This window comes from Pseudomonas sp. CP-1 (assembly GCF_021213715.1).
Taxonomy (GTDB): domain Bacteria; phylum Pseudomonadota; class Gammaproteobacteria; order Pseudomonadales; family Pseudomonadaceae; genus Pseudomonas; species Pseudomonas aeruginosa.
Map to the genome: position 1 here is coordinate 1 of NZ_JAJQKY010000003.1, position 19,401 is coordinate 19,401.

The 19,401-nt window shown below is 64.7% G+C and carries 20 protein-coding genes; 5 read left to right on the forward strand and 15 right to left on the reverse strand.

Annotated features, from left to right (window positions below; all coding sequences use genetic code 11):
- Positions 1-51: 51 nt before the first annotated feature.
- The 7 genes from msrQ to LT948_RS06970 all read right to left on the reverse strand — a co-directional run bounded on the left by msrQ (position 52) and on the right by LT948_RS06970 (position 6,542).
- Positions 52-660, reverse strand: coding sequence for a protein-methionine-sulfoxide reductase heme-binding subunit MsrQ (gene msrQ / locus LT948_RS06940; RefSeq protein ID WP_003111346.1), 609 nt, complete (start codon positions 658-660; stop codon positions 52-54).
- A complete protein-coding gene (gene msrP / locus LT948_RS06945) occupies positions 660-1,673 on the reverse strand; it encodes a protein-methionine-sulfoxide reductase catalytic subunit MsrP (RefSeq protein WP_023092627.1) in 1,014 nt (337 codons plus the stop codon). The genes msrQ and msrP overlap by 1 nt, the downstream gene beginning before the upstream one ends.
- A 60-nt stretch (positions 1,674-1,733) precedes the next feature.
- Positions 1,734-2,549 carry a CDP-diacylglycerol--serine O-phosphatidyltransferase gene (gene pssA / locus LT948_RS06950; protein ID WP_003095061.1) on the reverse strand — a complete coding sequence of 272 codons (816 nt, stop codon included), beginning with the start codon at positions 2,547-2,549 and terminating at the stop codon, positions 1,734-1,736.
- A 154-nt stretch (positions 2,550-2,703) separates the two neighbouring features.
- The gene (ilvC, locus tag LT948_RS06955; RefSeq protein WP_003095066.1) at positions 2,704-3,720 is read right to left on the reverse strand and encodes a ketol-acid reductoisomerase; all 1,017 of its coding nucleotides are present in this window, start codon (positions 3,718-3,720) and stop codon (positions 2,704-2,706) included.
- Between the two features lie 42 nt (positions 3,721-3,762).
- Positions 3,763-4,254, reverse strand: coding sequence for an acetolactate synthase small subunit (gene ilvN / locus LT948_RS06960; RefSeq protein ID WP_003095069.1), 492 nt, complete (start codon positions 4,252-4,254; stop codon positions 3,763-3,765).
- 2 nt (positions 4,255-4,256) lie between these two features.
- A complete protein-coding gene (locus LT948_RS06965; RefSeq protein WP_003095071.1) occupies positions 4,257-5,981 on the reverse strand; it encodes an acetolactate synthase 3 large subunit in 1,725 nt (574 codons plus the stop codon).
- A gap of 288 nt (positions 5,982-6,269) precedes the next feature.
- Positions 6,270-6,542 carry a hypothetical protein gene (locus LT948_RS06970; RefSeq protein ID WP_153514944.1) on the reverse strand — a complete coding sequence of 91 codons (273 nt, stop codon included), beginning with the start codon at positions 6,540-6,542 and terminating at the stop codon, positions 6,270-6,272.
- Here LT948_RS06970 and LT948_RS06975 point away from each other — a divergent pair.
- Complete coding sequence (locus tag LT948_RS06975; protein ID WP_003095076.1) at positions 6,532-6,984, forward strand: DUF4124 domain-containing protein; 453 nt, start codon at positions 6,532-6,534, stop codon at positions 6,982-6,984. The two genes, LT948_RS06970 and LT948_RS06975, sit on opposite strands and share 11 nt — an antisense overlap.
- A 107-nt stretch (positions 6,985-7,091) precedes the next feature.
- Here the strand turns inward: LT948_RS06975 and LT948_RS06980 are convergent, their stop codons facing one another.
- From LT948_RS06980 to mrcB, 3 genes are read right to left on the reverse strand one after another with little or no spacing between them, the layout of a single operon-like run.
- Positions 7,092-7,421 carry a YqcC family protein gene (locus LT948_RS06980; protein WP_003111351.1) on the reverse strand — a complete coding sequence of 110 codons (330 nt, stop codon included), beginning with the start codon at positions 7,419-7,421 and terminating at the stop codon, positions 7,092-7,094.
- On the reverse strand, positions 7,421-8,200 hold the full coding sequence (lpoP, locus tag LT948_RS06985) for a penicillin-binding protein activator LpoP (RefSeq protein ID WP_003095080.1): 780 nt from the start codon (positions 8,198-8,200) through the stop codon (positions 7,421-7,423). Before lpoP ends, LT948_RS06980 begins: the two co-directional genes overlap by 1 nt.
- A gap of 16 nt (positions 8,201-8,216) precedes the next feature.
- Positions 8,217-10,541 (reverse strand): penicillin-binding protein 1B, encoded by a 2,325-nt coding sequence (gene mrcB, locus LT948_RS06990; RefSeq protein ID WP_003111352.1) that lies wholly within the window; start codon positions 10,539-10,541, stop codon positions 8,217-8,219.
- Between the two features lie 212 nt (positions 10,542-10,753).
- Between mrcB and LT948_RS06995 the strand changes: the two genes are divergently transcribed.
- The 4 genes from LT948_RS06995 to cbpA all read left to right on the forward strand — a co-directional run bounded on the left by LT948_RS06995 (position 10,754) and on the right by cbpA (position 14,155).
- On the forward strand, positions 10,754-12,316 hold the full coding sequence (locus tag LT948_RS06995; protein ID WP_021264071.1) for a bifunctional aminoglycoside phosphotransferase/ATP-binding protein: 1,563 nt from the start codon (positions 10,754-10,756) through the stop codon (positions 12,314-12,316).
- A gap of 91 nt (positions 12,317-12,407) precedes the next feature.
- On the forward strand, positions 12,408-12,755 hold the full coding sequence (locus LT948_RS07000; RefSeq protein ID WP_003095090.1) for a pentapeptide repeat-containing protein: 348 nt from the start codon (positions 12,408-12,410) through the stop codon (positions 12,753-12,755).
- A 225-nt stretch (positions 12,756-12,980) separates the two neighbouring features.
- Positions 12,981-13,253, forward strand: a complete 273-nt coding sequence (locus tag LT948_RS07005; RefSeq protein ID WP_003095094.1) for a TfoX/Sxy family protein — start codon at positions 12,981-12,983, stop codon at positions 13,251-13,253.
- A 104-nt stretch (positions 13,254-13,357) separates the two neighbouring features.
- Complete coding sequence (cbpA, locus tag LT948_RS07010) at positions 13,358-14,155, forward strand: cAMP-binding protein CbpA (protein ID WP_003095096.1); 798 nt, start codon at positions 13,358-13,360, stop codon at positions 14,153-14,155.
- A 463-nt stretch (positions 14,156-14,618) separates the two neighbouring features.
- On the opposite strand, the gene LT948_RS07015 is transcribed toward cbpA, so the two are convergent.
- Genes LT948_RS07015 through LT948_RS07035 form a run of 5 tightly spaced genes read right to left on the reverse strand, consistent with a single transcriptional unit; the run spans position 14,619 to position 19,285 of the window.
- Complete coding sequence (locus tag LT948_RS07015) at positions 14,619-15,506, reverse strand: ChaN family lipoprotein (protein WP_023980525.1); 888 nt, start codon at positions 15,504-15,506, stop codon at positions 14,619-14,621.
- 10 nt (positions 15,507-15,516) lie between these two features.
- Positions 15,517-16,284, reverse strand: coding sequence for a heme ABC transporter ATP-binding protein (locus LT948_RS07020; protein WP_003095098.1), 768 nt, complete (start codon positions 16,282-16,284; stop codon positions 15,517-15,519).
- Positions 16,284-17,267 carry a FecCD family ABC transporter permease gene (locus LT948_RS07025; protein WP_003121063.1) on the reverse strand — a complete coding sequence of 328 codons (984 nt, stop codon included), beginning with the start codon at positions 17,265-17,267 and terminating at the stop codon, positions 16,284-16,286. Before LT948_RS07025 ends, LT948_RS07020 begins: the two co-directional genes overlap by 1 nt.
- A gap of 50 nt (positions 17,268-17,317) precedes the next feature.
- Complete coding sequence (locus LT948_RS07030) at positions 17,318-18,211, reverse strand: hemin ABC transporter substrate-binding protein (RefSeq protein WP_003141666.1); 894 nt, start codon at positions 18,209-18,211, stop codon at positions 17,318-17,320.
- A 9-nt stretch (positions 18,212-18,220) separates the two neighbouring features.
- Positions 18,221-19,285: a hemin-degrading factor gene (locus LT948_RS07035; protein WP_023092631.1), complete on the reverse strand. Its 1,065-nt coding sequence runs from the start codon at positions 19,283-19,285 to the stop codon at positions 18,221-18,223.
- Positions 19,286-19,401 lie beyond the last annotated feature (116 nt).

Consider the following 19,401-nt stretch of genomic DNA (forward strand, 5'->3'; position numbering starts at 1 on the left):
GCGCATTATAGGGAGATAGAAACTGGCGTCAACACTTATTTGAAACTTTTATTACGAAACACCGGGACGAGTTCGAAGCCTGGGCAGGCGGCGAGCGATCGAGGGTAGCCGCAGCAGCATGAGCGACGCACCAGCCACAGCGTACAGGGTCCACTCCTCCAGGTCTGCCCGCACCACCCAGAGCATGTGCAGCAAGCCGAGCCCAAGGATCAGGTAGACCAGGCGATGCAGCTTCTTCCAGCGACTACCGAGCTTGCGCATGGCGAAGCGGTTGGAAGTGATCGCCAACAGGAACAGGCAGATGAATCCAAGCATTCCCACGATGATGTAGGGACGCTTGCTCAACTCGATGCCCAACTGCCCCCAGTCCAACCCCAGGATGAACACGCAGTAAGCGCTCAGGTGCAGCAGCACATAGGTGAAGCACCACAACCCCAACTGGCGACGCACGGCGATCCAGCCCGGCCAGCCGCTCAGCTTCTGCAGTGGGGTCATCGCCAGGGTGAGTAGCAGCAATACCAAGGCGCCCAGCCCCAGTCGATCGACCAGGGTCTTGCCCGGGTCAGGTCCGAGGGCAAAGATCCAGGCTTGGTACAACCACCAGGCCGGCACTGCCAGCGCCCCCAGGAATACCGCAAGGCGCAGATACCAGTAGCGCATCAGTAGTACTTCCTCAGATCCATGCCGCTATAAAGGGAAGCGACCTCGCTCCCGTAGCCATTGAACATCTGCGTATCCCGTACATTGGGGCTGAACAACCCACTGGGCAGGCGCCGCTCGCGAGCCTGGGACCATCGCGGGTGGTCGACCTGCGGATTGACGTTGGCATAGAACCCGTACTCGTTGGCGGCAATGCTTTCCCAGGTGGTCTTCGGCTGCTCACGGACCAGACTGATACGCACGATGGACTTGATGCTCTTGAAGCCATACTTCCACGGCACCACCAGGCGCAACGGCGCGCCATTCTGGTTGGGCAACAGCCGCCCGTACATGCCCACCGCCAGAATTGCCAGGGGATGCATCGCCTCGTCCATGCGCAAGCCTTCTATATAAGGCCAGTCGATCACCGAGAAACCGGAGCGTTGGCCGACCATCTGTTCCGGACGCTGCAGGGTTTCGAAACGGACGAACTTCGCCTGCCCATTGGGTTCGACCCGCTTGAGCAGGTCCGCCAGGGGAAAGCCCAGCCAAGGGATCACCATCGACCAGGCTTCCACGCAGCGCAGCCGATAGATGCGCTCTTCCAGTTGGTAGGGTTTGACGAAATCCTCGAGGGCATAGGTACCCGGCTTGCCGACCTCGCCGTCGATCACCACCGACCAGGGCTCGGTCTTCAGGGCCGAGGCGTTTTCCGCCGGGTCGCCCTTGTTCGGCCCGAATTCGTAGAAATTGTTGTAGTGGGTGGCGTCCTTGAATGGCGTGATCGCCTCCCCCTGGACATCCACCGCCTGCCAGCGGGTCTGCGGTAGCTTTTTGGCGAACCAGCCCGGCGCCGGCACCGGCTCGACGCCGGCATAGCGCTGTTCGTCGGCAAAGCCCAGGCGCGGCAGGCCGCTGGCCAGCGCCAATCCGGCGAAGGAAGCACCGAGCAGACGCCGACGGGACAGATAGAGGGTTTCGGACGTGACTTCCGACTCGGAACAGTCGGAACGGGAGGGAATCTTGATCAGCATGACGGGCTCCGCAATGACCAGCTTTATGCCAGTAGACTGCGGAGCCCGTTGGAAATTACATCAGCTCGGCTGCTTCCGGCGACGCAGTTGCAGCAGGTATTGCACAGGACCGGAGGCCGCGTAGGCAAGGAACAGCAACAGGAGGATGCGCGGCGGGTCGGTAAAGACCACGGCGAAGGCCAGCACCACGATAAGGATCGCCACGAACGGCACCCGGCCGCGCAGGTCGAGATCCTTGAAGCTGTGGTACTTGATGTTGCTGACCATCAGCACACCGGCGGCGGCGACCAGCAGGGCGACGAGGAAGGCAACCTTGGCGCCCTGGATCTCGAAATCGCTGAACGCCCATACCGTGCCCGCCACCAGCGCCGCGGCGGCCGGACTGGCCAGGCCGATGAAATAGCGCTTGTCGGCCTTGCCGACCTGGGTGTTGAAACGAGCCAGACGCAGGGCGGCGCCCGCAACGTAGATGAAGGCAACCATCCAACCGACCTTGCCGAGGCTGCCAAGCGCCCATTCGAAGGCGACCAGCGCCGGCGCCACACCGAAGGCGACCATGTCGGACAGCGAGTCATACTCGGCGCCGAAGGCGCTCTGGGTGTTGGTCAGGCGAGCCACGCGGCCGTCCAGTCCATCGAGGACCATGGCCACGAAGATAGCGATGGCGGCATTGGCGAACTGGCCGCTCATGCCATTGATGATGGCGTAGAAGCCGGAAAACAGGGCCGCCGTGGTGAACAGGTTGGGCAGCAGGTAGATACCGCGGTGACGAACCTTCCGCCCTTCGGCGTCGTGCCCTTCTTCTATATGTTCGTCGATGGGCAGCAGGCTTTCTTCGTCGGAGGCCTTGTTCGGCTCCTCGGGACGTTCACTCATGGACAATTCCTTGGGAACTGATGGGGTACGAATATGCCGACAGCTCTTCTGACTAGGAAGACAACTCCGCCGGCCCAGGCTTTATACCAGATCGCCAGGCAAGAACGAAAAAACGCGGCCAGGGCCGCGTTTCTTCGTCTGTCGCCGGAGCCGCTTAGTTCTTGCTCTTGTCGACGATCTTGTTGGCTGCGATCCACGGCATCATCGCGCGCAGCTTCTCGCCGATCTGCTCGATCGGGTGAGCGGCGTTGTTGCGGCGGTAGGCAGTCATCGACGGGTAGTTGGCCGCCCCTTCGGTAATGAACATCTTCGCGTATTCGCCGTCCTGGATGCGCTTCAGGGCGTTGCGCATGGCAGCACGGGACTCGGCGTTGATCACCTCCGGACCGGTTACGTACTCACCGTATTCGGCGTTGTTGGAGATGGAGTAGTTCATGTTGGCGATGCCGCCTTCGTACATCAGGTCGACGATCAGCTTCAGCTCGTGCAGGCACTCGAAGTAGGCCATTTCCGGCGCGTAACCGGCTTCGACCAGGGTTTCGAAACCGGCCTTGACCAGCTCGACGCAACCACCGCAGAGAACGGCCTGCTCACCGAACAGGTCGGTTTCGGTCTCGTCCTTGAAGGTGGTTTCGATGATACCGGTACGACCGCCGCCGACGCCGCAGGCGTAGGACAGGGCGACGTTCTTGGCGTTGCCGGAAGCGTCCTGGTAGATGGCGATCAGGTCAGGGATGCCACCGCCCTTGACGAACTCGGAACGCACGGTGTGACCCGGGGCCTTCGGCGCGATCATGATCACGTCGAGGTCGGCGCGCGGGACGACCTGGTTGTAGTGGATGGAGAAGCCGTGAGCGAAGGCCAGGGTGGCGCCCTTCTTCAGGTTCGGCTCGATCTCTTCCTTGTACAGGCGGCCCTGGAACTCGTCCGGGGTGAGGATCATGACCACGTCGGCTGCGGCGACGGCGGTCTTCACGTCGGCAACCTTCAGACCGTGCGCTTCGGCCTTGGCCACGGTGGCGGAGCCGCTACGCAGGCCCACGGTGACGTCGACGCCGGAGTCCTTCAGGTTGCAGGCATGGGCGTGGCCCTGGGAGCCGTAGCCGATGATGGCAACTTTCTTGCCCTGGATGATCGAGAGGTCACAATCTTTATCGTAGAAAACGCGCATGGGAATTCCCCTTCAGTAAGGCCTCGCGGGCCTGCTTTCAGTTCAGATGCTCAGAGTCTTGTCGCCACGGGCGATGCCGGTGACGCCACTGCGGACCACTTCCAGGATCGACGCGGTGCCGATGGCCTGGATGAAGCTGTCCAGTTTGTCGCTGGTACCCGCCAGTTGCACGGTATAGACGCTACTGGTGACGTCGACGATCTGCCCACGGAAGATATCGGTGGTGCGCTTGACCTCGGCGCGCTGGGCGCCCGTGGCCTTGACCTTCACCAGCATCAGCTCGCGCTCGATATGGGCGCTTTCCGACAGATCCACCAGCTTGACCACTTCGATCAGCTTGTTGAGGTTCTTGGTGATCTGCTCGATCACCTCATCGTGCCCCACGGTGGTCAGCGTCAGACGCGACAGGGTCGGGTCCTCGGTCGGCGCCACGGTCAGGCTTTCGATGTTGTAGTTGCGTTGGGAGAACAGGCCGACCACGCGGGACAATGCGCCTGGCTCGTTTTCCAGCAGCAGGGAAATGATGTGTCGCATGATCAGGTACGCTCCGTCTTGCTCAGCCACATGTCGCGCATCGCGCCGTCACGGATCTGCATCGGATAGACGTGTTCGCTGGCGTCCACCTGGATGTCGAGGAAGACCAGGCGATTCTTCATGGCGAACGCCTCCTCCATCTTCGGCTTCAGATCCTTCAGGTCGGTGATGCGCATGCCGACATGCCCGTAGGCTTCGGCAAGCTTGACGAAGTCCGGCAGGGATTCCATGTAGGAATGCGAATAACGGCTGTTGTACTGCATGTCCTGCCACTGGCGGACCATGCCCAGGGCACCATTGTTCAGGTTGACGATCTTCACCGGCAGGTCGTACTGCAGGCAGGTAGACAGTTCCTGGATATTCATCTGGATACTGCCCTCGCCGGTCACGCAGGCGACATCGTCGTCCGGGAAGTTGAGCTTGATGCCCATCGCCGCCGGGAAGCCGAAGCCCATGGTGCCGAGACCGCCGGAGTTGATCCAGCGATTGGGCTTGTTGAACTTGTAGTACTGCGAGGCGAACATCTGGTGCTGGCCGACATCGGAGGTGATGAAGGCATCGCCATGGGTAACCTCGTAGAGCGTCTCGATGACGGTCTGCGGCTTGATGATGCTGCCGTCGCCCTTGTCGTACGGGAACAACCCACGGTTACCACGCCATTCGTCGATCTGCTTCCACCAGGCAGCCTGGGCATCCTGGTTCGGGGTCTCGCCGATTTCCCTGACGATCGCGACCATTTCGGTGAGAACGCTGTCCACCGGGCCGACGATCGGGATGTCGGCCTTGATGGTCTTGGAAATCGACGCCGGATCGATGTCGATGTGGATGATCTTGGCGTTCGGGCAGAACTTCGCCGCACCGTTGATGACCCGGTCGTCGAAACGCGCGCCGACCGCGAGGATCACGTCGCTGTGATGCATCGCCAGGTTGGCGGTGAAGCTGCCATGCATCCCGAGCATGCCGAGGAACTGGCGGTCCGCGCCGGGATACCCGCCGAGGCCCATCAGGGTGTTGGTCACCGGCAGGTTGAGCATCTGCGCCAGCTCGGTCAGCGGCGCCGCGGCATTGCCCATGATCACGCCGCCGCCGGAATAGACCACCGGGCGCTTGGCGGCCAGGAGCATCTCGGCGGCCTTGCGGATCTGTCCCGAGTGACCGCGAACGGCCGGGCTGTACGAACGCAACTTGACCTTCTTCGGATAGGAATATTCGAACTTCTGCGTCGGGTCGCCCATGTCCTTCGGAATATCCACGACCACCGGCCCCGGACGACCGGACTGCGCCAGGTAAAAGGCCTTCTTGATCACCTCGGGAATTTCCGAGGGATGCTTGATGATGAAGCTGTGCTTCACGATCGGCCGGGAGATCCCGACCATGTCGGTTTCCTGGAACGCGTCGGTACCGACCATGTTGCTCGGCACCTGGCCCGACAGGATCACCATCGGGATGGAGTCCATGTACGCGGTGGCGATACCGGTGATGGCGTTGGTCGCGCCCGGGCCGGAAGTCACCAGCACGACACCGGGTTTGCCGGTGGCGCGGGCGTAGCCGTCGGCCATATGGGTAGCCGCCTGTTCGTGGCGCACCAGGATGTGGGTCACGTCGTGCTCCTTGAAGAGCGCGTCGTAGATATGCAGGAGGGCACCACCCGGGTACCCGTAGATGTACTTAACGCCTTCGTCGCGCAACGAGCGGACGACCATTTCAGCGCCAGATAAAAGCTCCACGTTTTCACCTCTAGAACGCTATACGGCCACCCAGGGGCGGGCGACCGAAATTCGGTTGGCTGCCCGGCAGAGCATGGGTGACGGTAGTCACCGGCTACGTCAACTGCCGATTGAGCAAACTTGGAAGGGCGCCTGGTGTTACGGAGCTCTTCCACCCAGCGCGAGGTAACGCGAAGCAGGGTGTAACTTTCGGCGCGGGTAGGCACCTCATGGTCTGCCGGAGAGGGGACTGGGTTGCAGACGGCCCGCTACAGCGAGCTTGGATTCTTCGCATTCGTCGAACGCAAGTCAAGCTTTATTCTGAAAATTATCAAAAAAAATTCCAAGGAAGCTGCCATACCCTTCTATAAAAAAGCTGATCAATGACCAAAAACAGATTTTATGGCTAGAAAATTCCGATTTAGAGCAAACTTTTCCAAAATGCCCATGATTCCCGCGAGGACTTGCCACGGCGAGGCCGTCTCCGGCGGCGGTTGTGATGCCGTGCAGCATGCCGCGCTGGCGGATTTGGTTATAGTTAGCCGCAGTTAGCGCATTCCAAGGACTCCGCATGCGACGCATGATCCTCCCGGCCAGCTTGTTGCTCGCCCTCTCCTCTTTCGCCATGGCCGCCCCGATCTACAAATGGGTCGACGCCGAGGGCGTCACCCACTTCGGCGCACAACCGCCGCAAGGTGCACAAGCGACCACGGTGAATACCCAGACCGCCCCGCCGCCGGACAACTTCCCCCTGCCCCCCTCGACCCCGGCACCGACCATCCAGCAGAAACCGGCCGATCCCGAGCAGAAGGCGATCGACGACAAGGTGAAGCAGCAAGTGGCGAAGGAAGAGGCCGAGCGCAAGCAGTTCTGCGAAGAGACCCGCAACAACCTCGCGCAACTGAAGAACAACCCGCGCGTAAGGGTCGACGAAGGCAAGGGCGAACTCCGTCGCCTCGGCGAGGAAGAACGCCAGGAGCGAATCGCCAAGGCCGAAAAGGCGATCCAGGAGAATTGCCGCTGAGGCGAACACAGCCCCGTCCCGCAGCATGGGGCTGACCCGGCTCTCCGCTTTGCTTGAAGCAAAGAAAAACCCGGCCTGTAGCCGGGTTTTTCTTTACTGCCGAAGCTTCATGACGGCCCGCCGATCAGCCGGTCGAACTCGCCAAGCGCCGCCAGCAGGCCGGCGACTTCCTCGCCACGCTGCGCATAGGCCACCTCGGCCATGGCCAGGATACCCGAGGCTTGCGGCAAGGCGCTGTCGCTTTCGAGAATCAGCTTCATCCGTGGCAGGAAGATCCATTGCAGCCATTGCTCGAGCGCCAGCGTATCCACGCAGAACGGCTCGGGGCTGGCCAGCGCTTCCGGGGCGGGGCTGCTTTCGCTCCACCAGCCGAGGGCACGCAACTCACGCTCGATCAGCAACAACTGGTCGGCCAGCGCATAGACCCGTCGATCCATCAGGAGCTGACCTTGGCCTTCTGCCGGGCCAGCGCAGCGCCGGCGGAGTCTCCCTGCTTCTCCCGAGCCTGGGCGATCAGTTCCCAGAGCCCGGCCTGCAAGGCCGGCCGGCCATTGGCGTAGCTCAAGCCACGGCGCGCGACCTGCTCGGCCTGGGCCGCATCGCCCTGGGCCAGGCGCACCTGGGCCAGGCGATAGAGCACCTGCGGCTCGCGCGGAGCGATGCGCTGGGCTCGCTCGAGGCTGGCGGCGGCGCTGTTCAGGTCGCCGCTGCCCTGCTGTTGCTGGGCGGTTGTGAGCATCGCCAGGACCGGCCCGTCCAACTGCTCGTCGGCCGCCAGGCTGCCGGCCGAGCCGGAGGCCGGAATGCCGGTGGGCGCGGAACGACTGGCGCCGCTGGGCGGCATGTTGTAGCTGCCACCCAGCGGTGGCGTGGAGGCGCTGCTGGGCGGAGCCTGGTACTGGGTGCCGGTGCCGAGCGGAGCGCTGCTGATCGGCGCGGCGCCGGACTGCGCCGGGAAAGTCTGGATCGGTGCGGAATTGGCGCCCTGCGGCACCATCACCACCACACCGGAGTCGCCGCCCTGGGGAATGCCCTGGGTGGCGGCGCCTTGCTGGGTACGCGGTACCTGGGTACGGGTGATGCGGAAACCGCCGCTTTCCTGGTTGGACACCGGAGTACCGGAATCCACCACCGGGATCGCCCCGTGCTGCGGGCTGGCGCAGCCCGCGAGCACGGCACTGCCGGCAAGCGCGGCGAATACGAAAATCTTCTTCACGTCAGGTCCTCTCGGATCAATTCAGCCAGCCACGTACCCAGTCCATCACCTCGCCGGCGGGGTTCTGGCTCCCGCAGCCTGGGCCCTGGGCGGGCTCGCTGCCACGAATATAGGGCATCTGTACGGCATTCGGGCAATCCGCCGCCGAGCCCTGCCCGGTCTGCGCGTCGACCCAGGCCATCACCACGTTCTCCGGCATCGGCATTTCCAGCGATTGCGGATGCGCCTTGCGCATGAAGCTGGCCCACACCTGCAAGGCACCGGTGGCGCCGGTAAGCGGCGTCTTGCCGTTGTCGTCGCGACCGAGCCAGACCACAGCCTGGAGGTCGCCGCCGAAACCGGAGAACCAGCTATCGCGCGAGTCGTTGCTGGTGCCGGTCTTGCCGGCGAGGGTCAGCGACGACGGCAATTGACTGTACACCGAACGCCCGGTGCCTTCGCGCATGACCCGCTGCATGGCGTTCTGCACCAGGTAGACGGCGCCCGAGTCGAAGCGCTGTTCGACCTGGAACGGATAGCGCTTGAGCGGCTGGCCGTCGGCAGTGAGGACGCTGCGGATCCCCCGCAACGGCGTGTTGAAGCCGCCGCTGGCGATGGTCTGGTACATGGTGGCGACCTCCATCGGACTGAGCGAACCGGCGCCCAGCAGCATCGACGGATAGGCCGGCCAGTCACGGTTGATACCCAGCCGGGCGACGGTCTGCAGCACGTTGGGCACACCGACGTCGAGGCCGAGCTTGGCGGTGGACAGGTTGTAGGAGTTTGCCAGGCCCTGGTACAGGAAGATCGTGCCATGCGAGCGCCGGTCGTAGTTCTGCGGTCGCCAGACCTGGCCGTCCTGGCCTTTCACCGCGAAGGGCTCGTCCTGCACCCAGGTGGTCAGGGTGTACTTGCTCGGCCGCTCGAGAGCGGTCAGGTAGACCGCCGGCTTGATCAGCGAACCGATCGGCCGCACCGCGTCCAGGGCCCGGTTGAAGCCGGCGAAGCGCGGGTCGCGACTGCCGATCAGGGCCTGGATCTCGCCGGTTTCCGGATTGGTCACGACCATCGCCGCCTCGACCTGGTCGACTCCCTTGCGCCCACTGAGGCGCTTGAGCGTTTCGTTGACGGAGGTCTCGGCCTTCTCCTGCAGGATCGGATCGAAGCTGGTGAAGATGCGCAGCCCTTCCTCGGTCAGGTCCTCGTCGCGGTAGTCCTGGCGCAACTGGCGCTTGACCAGGTCGAGGAAGGCCGGATAGGAGCTGTCGGCCATGCTGCCCTGCCGGGTAACGCCGAGCGGGCGCTGCTTGGCGGCGTCGACTTCCTGCTGGGTCGCCACGCCCTGCTCGGCGAGCACGTCGAGCACCAGGTTGCGCCGCGCCAGCGCACGATCCGGGTAACGCCGCGGGTTGAAGTAGGACGGTCCCTTGACCATGCCGACCAGCAGCGCCACCTGGTCGAGCTTGAGCTCGGCCAGCGGCTGGCTGAAGAAATACTGGCTGGCCAGGCCGAAGCCATGGATCGCTCGTTGCCCATCCTGGCCGAGGAACACCTCGTTGAGATAGGACTCGAGGATGTCGCGCTTGTCGTAGTGCAGTTCCAGCAGCACCGCCATCATCGCTTCGTTGATCTTGCGGCTCAGGCTGCGCTCATTGCTCAGGAAGAAGTTCTTCACCAACTGCTGGGTCAGGGTGCTGCCGCCCTGGCGTAGCTGGCCGGCCGTGGTGTTGACCCACACCGCCCGGGCCACGGATTTCAGCGACACGCCATGGTGGTTCCAGAAGTCGCGATCCTCGACCGCGACCAGGGTGTCGATCAGGTAGGTCGGCACCTGGTCGAGCTTGACCAGGATGCGATCCTCATGGTGCGCCGGATACAAGCCGCCGATCAGCAGCGGCTCAAGGCGCGCCACCGCCAGTTCCTTGCCGTTGGCCTGGCTCAGCCCGCTGACATAGTTGCCGTTGAAGCGCACGCGCACGCGCTGGGCCGGTTCCGCGCCTTCGTAGAACTGGAAGCCACGGGTATTGAGTTCGACCGCGCTGGCCGCCACCGATACGGTTCCAGGGCCGCTCACGCTGGGCTCGCGACGGTAGCCGAGGGCGTCGAGTTCGCGCAGGAAGTCTTCCCTGCTCAGCTTCAGGCCGTTGAACAGCTCCAGCGGGCGGGCATAGACCTTCGCCGGGATGGTCCAGCGCCGGCCGGAGAATTTCTCCTGCACCACGGCATCGAGATAGATGGCGAAGCCGGCGAGGAGCACCAGGCCGACGAGGCCGAGCTTGAGGGCCCAGCCGAGCCATTTGTTCAGGCCGGGTGCCGGGCGTGCTTTGCTGTTACGGGAACGGGGGGATCGGGGACGCGTCATGGCGGCGCATTATACGTACTTTATCCACAGCGGACAGACACCGCATCGGCGGCATCCACGGTCTGCGCGGCCCCGGTGGATAGGCGCGGCGGCAGCGCGGCGCATTCGACCGGCGATCCGGCAAATGGTTGCTATCCGCCAGCGAGGTTTGCACTGTCACCCCTTCCCGCCATAATGCGGGTTTTCGCATATTTCAGAGGCAAGGATATCCCGTGAGCCAGACCCTGATCGCCGCCCTGCAGAACCCGGCCCTCTACCCCCACCCGGTGGAGCGCTTCGAGGTCATCGAGACGCACATCTCCTGGGTCCTGTTGACCGGTCCCTACGCCTACAAGATCAAGAAGCCGATGGATTTCGGCTTTCTCGATTTCACCAGCCTGGACAAGCGCCGCTTCTATTGCAACGAAGAGCTGCGCCTGAACCAGCGCCTCACCGACGATCTCTACCTGGAGGTCCTGCCGATCACCGGCAGCGAAGAGGCGCCGCGGATCGGCGGCGACGGCGAGGCAATCGAATACCTGCTGAAGATGCGCCAGTTCCCGCAGGACAACCTGCTGGCGGCAATCCAGGGCCGCGGCGAACTGTCCAACCAGCATATCGACGAACTGGCCGAGCAGATCGCGCACTTCCACCAGAACACTCCGAAGGTGCCGCTGGAGCACCCGCTGGGCACCGCCGAGTCCTGCATGGCGCCGGTGCGGCAGAATTTCGAGCAGGTTCGCCCGCTGCTCAAGGACAAGGCCGACCTGCAACAGCTGGATGCCCTCGAAGCCTGGGCGGAAAGCAGCTTCGAACGCCTGCTGCCGGTGCTCCAGGAGCGCAAGGCGAAGGGCTTCATCCGCGAATGCCACGGCGACATCCACCTGGGCAACGCCGCGCTGATCGACGGCAGGGTAGTGCTGTTCGACTGCATCGAATTCAACGAGCCGTTCCGTTTCACCGATGTCTGCGCCGACTTCGCCTTCCTCGCGATGGACCTGGAAGATCGCGGCCTGAAGTGCCACGCTCGACGCTTCGTCAGCCTCTATCTGGAACACACCGGCGACTACCAGGCCCTGGAACTGCTGAACTTCTACAAGGCCTACCGCGCCATGGTCCGCGCCAAGGTCGCGCTGTTCAGCCTCGGCTACCAGACCGATGCCGTGCAGCGCGCGGCGACCCTGCGCCAGTACCGCAACTACGCCAACCTGGCGGAAAGCTACAGCGCCATTCCCTCGCGCTTCCTGGCGGTCACCCATGGTGTCTCCGCGGTCGGCAAGAGCCAGGTGGCCATGCGTCTGGTGGAGGCTCTGGGCGCCGTGCGCCTGCGCTCGGATGTCGAACGCAAGCGTCTGTTCGGCGAGCAGCCGGAACACGACAGGGGCCAGTTCGCCGCCGGCATCTATAGCAGCCAGGCCAGCGAAGCGACCTATGCGCACCTTCACCAGTTGGCCGCGAAGATCCTCCAGGCCGGCTATCCGGTGGTGATCGACGCCGCCTACCTGAAGCAGAATCAGCGCCAGGCCGCTTGCCACATCGCGGAAGAAACCGGCGTGCCGTTCCTGATCCTCGACTGCCAGGCGCCCGAAGCGGTGATCGCCGGCTGGCTTGCGCAACGCCAGGCGGAAGGCAAGGACCCGTCCGACGCGACTCTCGACGTGATCCGCACCCAGCAGGCTACCCGCGAGCCGCTGACAGCGGCGGAGACGGTCCAGAGCAAGCGCGTAGACACCCACGACGCGGCCAGCCTCGACGGGCTGATCGACGGCATTCGCCAGCGCCTGCCCGGTCTCTAAACGAACTGCCATGCCGCCCGCCCCTCCAGGGCGGGCGCCGTGCCGCTGCTCTTCTATACTCACGGCGAGCCTTCTGCGCAGGACGCCGCCCATGAACTCGCCCCGTCAGCTCGACTCGCCGCTCTACCAACTGCTCCACGCCGAAGACATCGAAGGCTTCAACCGACAGAAGCCGGCCGACGGCTGGATCGACCTGGCCGGCGGCGACTTCCGCGGCCTTGACCTGCGTCTGCTGGATGCCGCCCGCGTCGACTTCAGCGATGCCTATTTCCGCGGCGCCGACCTGCGCGGCGTGGATCTGCGCGAGGCGCGCCTGGAGGGCGCCAGCCTGGCCCATGCGCAGATATCCGGTACGTATTTCCCGTTGCGCCTGGCGCCGGACGAGATCCGCATGTCGGTGAACTTCGGCACCCGCCTGCGCTACCTGCCGGAGCCCTGAGAAGCGGAAGGACCACGCCAGGCCACGTTTTGCCGGGAGGCCGCTACACTTCTGGCAGGTACCCGGCCGGCTGAGGATCGGTCCCGGACCGCCTACGCCGGATCGTAAGGGCGAAGGCCGCTCGCGTCGGCCATCTCGCTCCATCGCGCCGGCCCTGTCGGCTCCGGACCGGTTCCAGGCAGTTCCGCGCCATCACGCTTCTGAGCGGCATCGCAAGGACCGACGATGAACGACGAACTGCTGAATCTGAAAAACCTCGGGAAAACCTCGACCCAATGGTTGCATGCCGTGGGTATCCACAGCGCCACCGATCTGCGTCGGCTCGGCTCGGTGGGAGCCTATCGCGCGGTCCGCGCGCGCGGCTTCCGAGCCTCGAAAGTCTTGCTCTATGCCATCGAAGGCGCACTCCTCGACGTTCACTGGAACGAGCTGTCCCCAGACCACAAGGCCGCACTGCTCGGCGAGCTGGAGACTTTCCCCGTGCGAAACAAGAGCTAGCTCACACCTGCCACGGGAAGATATTTACTCCCCCCGGGCGCCCACCTATCGTCTCGTGGACGTTCGTACCTCCTCTCCCGACCAGGCAGCTCAAGGAAATGGCCATGTATCTACTCGGCGAGCAACCGGCTTATGCCGACCAATTGATCAATCGCCTGCAGGGAATCCCTCACCGCTTGCTCGAAGGCCTGGCACCCAGCGGCCCCGCCCTGGAACTGGAACGTAGCGACGACCTGGAACGCGAGCTGCCCGCCGACCAGGTATTCCTGGTGGAAAGCGGCCTGCTGCATGCGCTGGTCGACGAACGCCCACTGTTCTACCTCCAGGAAGGCGACCTCCTCGGCCTTCGACGCGGACTCGAGCTCCCCGCCTGCCGGCATGCCAACGAAGAACCGATCCGCCTGCTGCCCTATTCGCGCGATGCGCTGCTCCAGCACATCCATGCTGACCAGGAACGTCAGGAACTGCTATTGCAGTACCTGATCGGACAGACTGCCCTGCTCGGCGATGCGCTGGCGCACCTGAAGCAGCCGGAAGTCCGCCCGGCCACCGGCTTCCGCCACTTCGCCGCGGGCGAGGCGCTGATCCGCCAGGGCGACGATGCGGATCATGTATTCATCATCATCGAAGGGCACGCCGAAGCGCTGGTGGACGGCCAGAAAGTCGGCGATGTGCAGAAGGACGAGATCTTCGGCGCCATGGCCGTGTTCACTCGCGAGAAACGCAGCGCCACGGTGGTCGCCAGCGAACCCTGCACGGTGATGGTGATTCCCAAGGAGCAGTTCCTCGGCCTTATGCAGAACAACCCGCGAATCGCCCATAGCCTGATCGAAGGCATGGCCCGGCGGATAGACCTGCTTAACCGGGAAGTGACCCAGCTGCGCCTGCGCCGCAGCGCCTGAGGCCCATTCCAGAGGACTCGCGACTAGCTAGCAGAAAAGTTTGGCGAAAGCGTTTGACATGGAAATGAGAATCATTATTATGTCACTCAACTGGTCGCGAGATCAGCCGGTAAGCTGAGAGACCCACGCAGTCGGACTCTTCAGATTATCTCCTCATCAGGCTAATCACGGTTTTTGACCCGGCACTTTGCCGGGTCTTTTTTTGCCTGCGATTCGGCCGGAGACGACCGTTCATCGGCTGGCGATGGAATGAATGAGAACCGGCTTGACCTGATAATGAGAATAGTTATTATTACACCAACTGGTCGCGAGGCCAGCAGGTAAGCTGAGAGACCAAGCAGTCGGACTCTTCAGATTATCTCCTCATCAGGCTAATCACGGTTTCGACCCGGCACTTTGCCGGGTCTTTTTTTGCCCGCGAAAACGTAGCGCGATACGCGGCTCCAGGCCTCGCGCCCTTCCTTCAACGTGTCTTCTTCATCTCCGCGCAATAGTCCTTGTCCGGCTGTGCCGGCGTGTACCAGGCGTAGTCGGCCTCACGCGTCGTTACCGCCTGCCCGGCCTCGACCAGCATCAGTACCTGAGTGCCCTTCTCCGCACCAAGGTCGCGCAGGTGGACCGGTACGCCGAGGTCGCGCCGGGCGTGGAAGCTGCCGGCGACGAGCATCGCCGGCCGCGGCGCATCGCGAAGACGCTCGGCCATGCGGCGGTCGCGTTGCTGCTGGACGGCGAGCATCGCCGGCAATTGATCGTCGGGAAGCATGCCGCAGTGGGATTCGCGAATCTGCGCAAGCAGCGGCAGGCGCACGCTGTCACGCCTGGAGGCCGTTCCGGGAAGCGGCGGACGCTCCCTGTAGATGCGCATGATCTCGCTCCGCTGGAGGTTCGCCGCCAGCAACGGCGCGGGTTGCGCAACCGCCCAGGACACCAGGGGTCCGTACTGCGTCCAGTCCCAAGCTTTCTGCCAGTCCAGGGCCTGCTCCAGGTTCGCCACCGGCTTGCCGGACCCGAGTTGTACGCGGACCGCATCCACCCGTGGTTGCTGGCCGGGATCGAGCATTTCCAGCAGCAGGCTGCCCTGCGCCCGATATTCGCCCAGGGCCTGCGCCAGCCACAGTTCCACGGCATGATGATCGGGATTGTCGTGCTTCTCGCCGACGATCACTCGCGGCGCGGCCGCCAGGCGTGCGACCAGTTGCTGCGGGCTCAGCGTCACGCCGCTGCGCAATTCGACGATTCGTCCCGTCTGCGGATCGTCGCGCCCTTCCGGGCTCTGCCAATCAGGCAGCGGCGGCAGTTGGGACTGGCAGCCGCCCAGCAGCAGACAGAAAGCGAACAGGCGAATGCGCATGGCGACTCCTTCAACGGGCGACGATCAGCGGATGACCTCGCTCGGGATGACGCTGGACCAGGACCTCGAGGCCGAACACCGCGCGCAACGGCTCGGGGCGCAGGACTTCCTCGGGCGTACCGAGCAGGTGCGGGCGACCATTCTGCAACAGCAGCAGGCGGTCGCAATAGCGCGCGGCCAGGTTGAGATCGTGGAGGATCACCAGCACCGAGGCACCGCGGCGGGCGAAATCATGCACCGCCTGCAGGGTAGTGTGCTGGTGCAGCGGGTCGAGCGCCGAGGTCGGTTCGTCGAGCAGCAGCACCTGCCCCGGCTCGCCCGGCCACAGCTGCGCCAGCACCCGCGCCAGGTGCACGCGCTGGCGTTCGCCGCCGGACAGCGCCAGGTAGCTGCGCCCGGCCAGATGGCTGGCGTCGGCCGCCGCCAAGGCCTCGGCGACGATCTGCACATCGCGCTCGCGGCCGCTGGAATGGGGCAGCCGACCGAAGCCGACCACCGCCTCCACCGGAAAGGCGAAGCCCAGCGACGAACTCTGCGGCAGCACCGCCAGGCGCTGCGCGCGAGCGACGCCCGGCCAGTCGTCGAGGCCGCGCTCGTCGAGCAGCACCAGCCCTTCGGCCGGCTCCAGTTCGCCACAGAGAGCGCCAAGCAAGGTGCTCTTGCCAGCGCCGTTGGGGCCGAGTACGCCGAGCATCTCGCCAGGCCGCAGCTCCAGCTCGAGGCCTTCCAGTACAGTCTTTCCGCCACGGCGGATGGACAGGTTCTCCACGCGCAGCATCAGGCCCGCCCCCGCAATAGCAGATAAAGGAAGAACGGCGCGCCGATCAGTGCCGTGACGATGCCGATCGGCAACTCCGCCGGAGCCAGCGCCAGGCGCGCCAGCAGGTCGGCAAGCAGCAGGAGAATGGCGCCGGCCATCATCGAGGCCGGCAGCAACGTCCGATGATCCGGACCGGCAACCAGACGGATCAGGTGCGGCACCACCAGGCCGATGAAGCCGATCATCCCCGCAGCCGCCACTGCGGCGCCGACGCCGAGGGCAGTGCAAAGCACCAGTTCGGCCTTCAATCGCTCGACGTCGAAGCCCAGGTGACGGGCCTCGGACTCGCCGAGCAGCAGTGCGTTCAGCGCATCTGCCCGGCGCGGTAGCCAGCAGGCCACCAGCAGCGCCACCAGCAGCAGCGGCCAGAGTCGTGGGTAGCTGGCGCCGTTCAGGCTGCCCAGGTTCCAGAAGGTCAGGGTACGCAAGGTGGCGTCATCGGCGAGATAGGTAAACAGTCCGATCACCGCGCCGGACAGTGCGGTCAAGGCGATCCCTGCCAACAACATGGTGGCCACGCTGGTCTGGCCATCGCGGCGGCCAAGCCGATAGACCAGCCAGGTCACCCCCAGGCCGCCGCCGAAGGCGCACAGCGACAGCAGGTAAGGCGCGAGGAACGCCGGCAAGCCGCCCAGCGAGGCGCCGAATACGATGGCCAGCGCCGCGCCGAGGGCCGCGCCGCTGGACACCCCGACCAGCCCTGGATCGGCCAGCGGGTTGCGGAACAGGCCCTGCATCGCCACCCCGGACAGCGCCAGCACCGCGCCCACGGCCAGGCCGAGCAGGGTCCGCGGCAGGCGGATCTGGCCGAGGATCATTTCCGCCTGGGCCAGGCCCGTTCCATCGAGCGGCAGCCCGGCCAGGCGCAGCGCGGCGCGCAGGGTATCGCCCAGCGGCAGGCTGACGGGACCGAGGGCGAGGGACAACCAGAGGACCAACACGAGCGAAATCCCCAGCGCACCGAACAGTGCGCGGGGACGAACAACCGATTTCAATGGGCGGCTTCCGTACTCAGCGGTTTCGCGGAAGGATAAAAGGCTGCGGAGAGAGCCGCCAGGCCATCCGGCAGGCGCGGACCGAGGCCGCCCACCAGGAGCGTCGGGTCCAGCACCAGCAGACGTCCGTCACGCGCCGCGCGGGTAGCGGCGAGGCCGGGGTTCTGCTTGAGCAGCGCGGCACGCGCCGCATCACCTTCGAGGCTGCGGTCGGCGATCACCACCGCGGCCGGATCGAGCGCGGCCAGGGCTTCCACCGAGATCGGCTTGTAACCCTCATGGGTAGCCAGGTTGCGTGCTCCGGCCCGGTTCAGGACCCAATCGCCGCCGGTATTGCGCCCGGCTACCAGCAACTGACCGCCGGCGTTGCCGATCACCAGCAGGACGCCCGGGGCCGGCTGGCTCTTCTGCGCGGCCGCGATCCAGTCCGCCTGGCGCCGCAGCCGCTGACGATAGTCAAGTTCGGCGGCCTCGGCGCGCTGGGGCACGCCGAGCCAGTCGCCGAGCTTCTTCAGGTTGCTTTCCAGTGCCTCCAGATCCGGCTTGGCGGAGAGGGTCTCGACCCGCACGCCGGCGCCTTCGAGCTGCTTGAGTACCGGCGGAGGCCCCATTTCCTCGGTGCCGATGAGGATATCCGGACGCAACGCCAGCACGCCCTCGGCAGCCAGTTGGCGCTGGTAGCCGACGCTCGGCAACTGTTTCAGCGCCTGCGGATGCTGGCTGGTGGTGTCCACCCCGACCAGCTTGCTCTCGCCGCCCAGCGCCACCACCCATTCGCTCAGCGAGCCGCCCGCGCTCACCCAGCGTTGCGGCAGCTCGGCGGCCTGGGCCATGCCGGTGCCGAGCAGGATGCCCAGCGCCAACCCGTTGAATAGTCGATCGATACGCATGATCTCTCCTCAGAGCGCCTTGAAGGATTCGGCCAGTTCGCGCCAGTCGTCGCGCTCGGGCTCGCCGGGCTTGCGCGCGCCGAACAGTTGCACGATCAGTTCGCCGTCGGCGTCGAAGGCCTCCCAACTGGTTACGATGCCATCGGTGCTCGGCTTGCGCACCCGCCAAAGCTCGGCGATGCCGGTGGTCTTCAGGTGCAGGTTGAATTCCGGATCGAGCACGTTGAACCAGTCGTCCAGCCACTTCAGGTTGCACACAGGCCCGGTATGGATCTGGATGCAGTGGGCGTTGCCGACGAACACCATGATCGGCAACCCGCTTTCGGCCGCCGCTTCGAAGAGTTTCGCCAGGTCGCCATTGTCCAGGCGCTCGGCCCATTCGCCGCCAGCCAGGCGCAGCGCCTGGGTGCGCTGCGCGCCATGCTTCTTCAGCAGGGCGTGGAAATGATGGGTGTCCTTCAACGCGGCCCAGCCTTCGCGCAAGGCTACGGCATCGATCTGCGCATCGACGAGCGTCGCAGCCGGTGCGCGGGGTTCGTGCAGCGCCAGCACGGCATCCTGCTCGGCAGCCCACAGGCGCTCGACCAGCGGCTCCCAGGCGCGGACGTCGCTGGCCTCGGTAAGGAACACCTTGTGCACCGCCACGCCCTGCTGGTCGAACACCTGGATGCTGCGCTGAGTACCCCGCGATGCCTCCTCGGCAATGGCGAAGACGGCGTTCCAGCCCCCCAGGAACAGGCGCAGGTCGATATCCGGCGAGACCACCAGGCCCATCTGCCCATTGGCAGAGACCGTCACTTCGCGATACGGCCCCTTGCGTTCGTGGACGCAATGCTCGTTGCGGGTCAGCGCCATGATCGGCCCCAGTTCGCCGAGCGCCGGCAGCAAGGCGGCCCAGTCCGGCCGCAGGCGCACGGCATCGATGCCGACCCGGCTGGCGACCAGCTCGCCTTCGCTGACCTGCAACAGCGCGGCGGCGTCGCGCGCGCGTAGCTGCGGTCGCTCGGCGCGCAGGTCCTGCCAGGCGCGGTAAAGCTCGGCAGGGGAATGGGAAAGGCTGGGAGTGCTGCTCATCGACGGTTCCTCGGGCATATCCGGTTCGGTCGCGCTACGCGCAAAAACAGGTGAACTTTGCCACAAAACGCATATCTGAATCCATTTGATAATTATTTGCATTAGTGTTTTTCTGG

What these genes read in the sequence shown, in the direction of transcription:
- LT948_RS07030 (WP_003141666.1), bottom strand. Translation starts at nt 18,211, where the DNA reads ATGCGTATCGATCGACTATTCAACGGGTTGGCGCTGGGCATCCTGCTC.
- msrP (WP_023092627.1), bottom strand. Translation starts at nt 1,673, where the DNA reads ATGCTGATCAAGATTCCCTCCCGTTCCGACTGTTCCGAGTCGGAAGTC.
- LT948_RS06980 (WP_003111351.1), bottom strand. Translation starts at nt 7,421, where the DNA reads ATGGATCGACGGGTCTATGCGCTGGCCGACCAGTTGTTGCTGATCGAG.
- pssA (WP_003095061.1), bottom strand. Translation starts at nt 2,549, where the DNA reads ATGAGTGAACGTCCCGAGGAGCCGAACAAGGCCTCCGACGAAGAAAGC.
- mrcB (WP_003111352.1), bottom strand. Translation starts at nt 10,541, where the DNA reads ATGACGCGTCCCCGATCCCCCCGTTCCCGTAACAGCAAAGCACGCCCG.
- LT948_RS07000 (WP_003095090.1), top strand. Translation starts at nt 12,408, where the DNA reads ATGAACTCGCCCCGTCAGCTCGACTCGCCGCTCTACCAACTGCTCCAC.
- ilvN (WP_003095069.1), bottom strand. Translation starts at nt 4,254, where the DNA reads ATGCGACACATCATTTCCCTGCTGCTGGAAAACGAGCCAGGCGCATTG.
- LT948_RS07035 (WP_023092631.1), bottom strand. Translation starts at nt 19,285, where the DNA reads ATGAGCAGCACTCCCAGCCTTTCCCATTCCCCTGCCGAGCTTTACCGC.
- LT948_RS06970 (WP_153514944.1), bottom strand. Translation starts at nt 6,542, where the DNA reads ATGCGTCGCATGCGGAGTCCTTGGAATGCGCTAACTGCGGCTAACTAT.
- msrQ (WP_003111346.1), bottom strand. Translation starts at nt 660, where the DNA reads ATGCGCTACTGGTATCTGCGCCTTGCGGTATTCCTGGGGGCGCTGGCA.
- LT948_RS07015 (WP_023980525.1), bottom strand. Translation starts at nt 15,506, where the DNA reads ATGCGCATTCGCCTGTTCGCTTTCTGTCTGCTGCTGGGCGGCTGCCAG.
- cbpA (WP_003095096.1), top strand. Translation starts at nt 13,358, where the DNA reads ATGTATCTACTCGGCGAGCAACCGGCTTATGCCGACCAATTGATCAAT.
- LT948_RS06975 (WP_003095076.1), top strand. Translation starts at nt 6,532, where the DNA reads ATGCGACGCATGATCCTCCCGGCCAGCTTGTTGCTCGCCCTCTCCTCT.
- LT948_RS07005 (WP_003095094.1), top strand. Translation starts at nt 12,981, where the DNA reads ATGAACGACGAACTGCTGAATCTGAAAAACCTCGGGAAAACCTCGACC.
- LT948_RS07020 (WP_003095098.1), bottom strand. Translation starts at nt 16,284, where the DNA reads ATGCTGCGCGTGGAGAACCTGTCCATCCGCCGTGGCGGAAAGACTGTA.
- ilvC (WP_003095066.1), bottom strand. Translation starts at nt 3,720, where the DNA reads ATGCGCGTTTTCTACGATAAAGATTGTGACCTCTCGATCATCCAGGGC.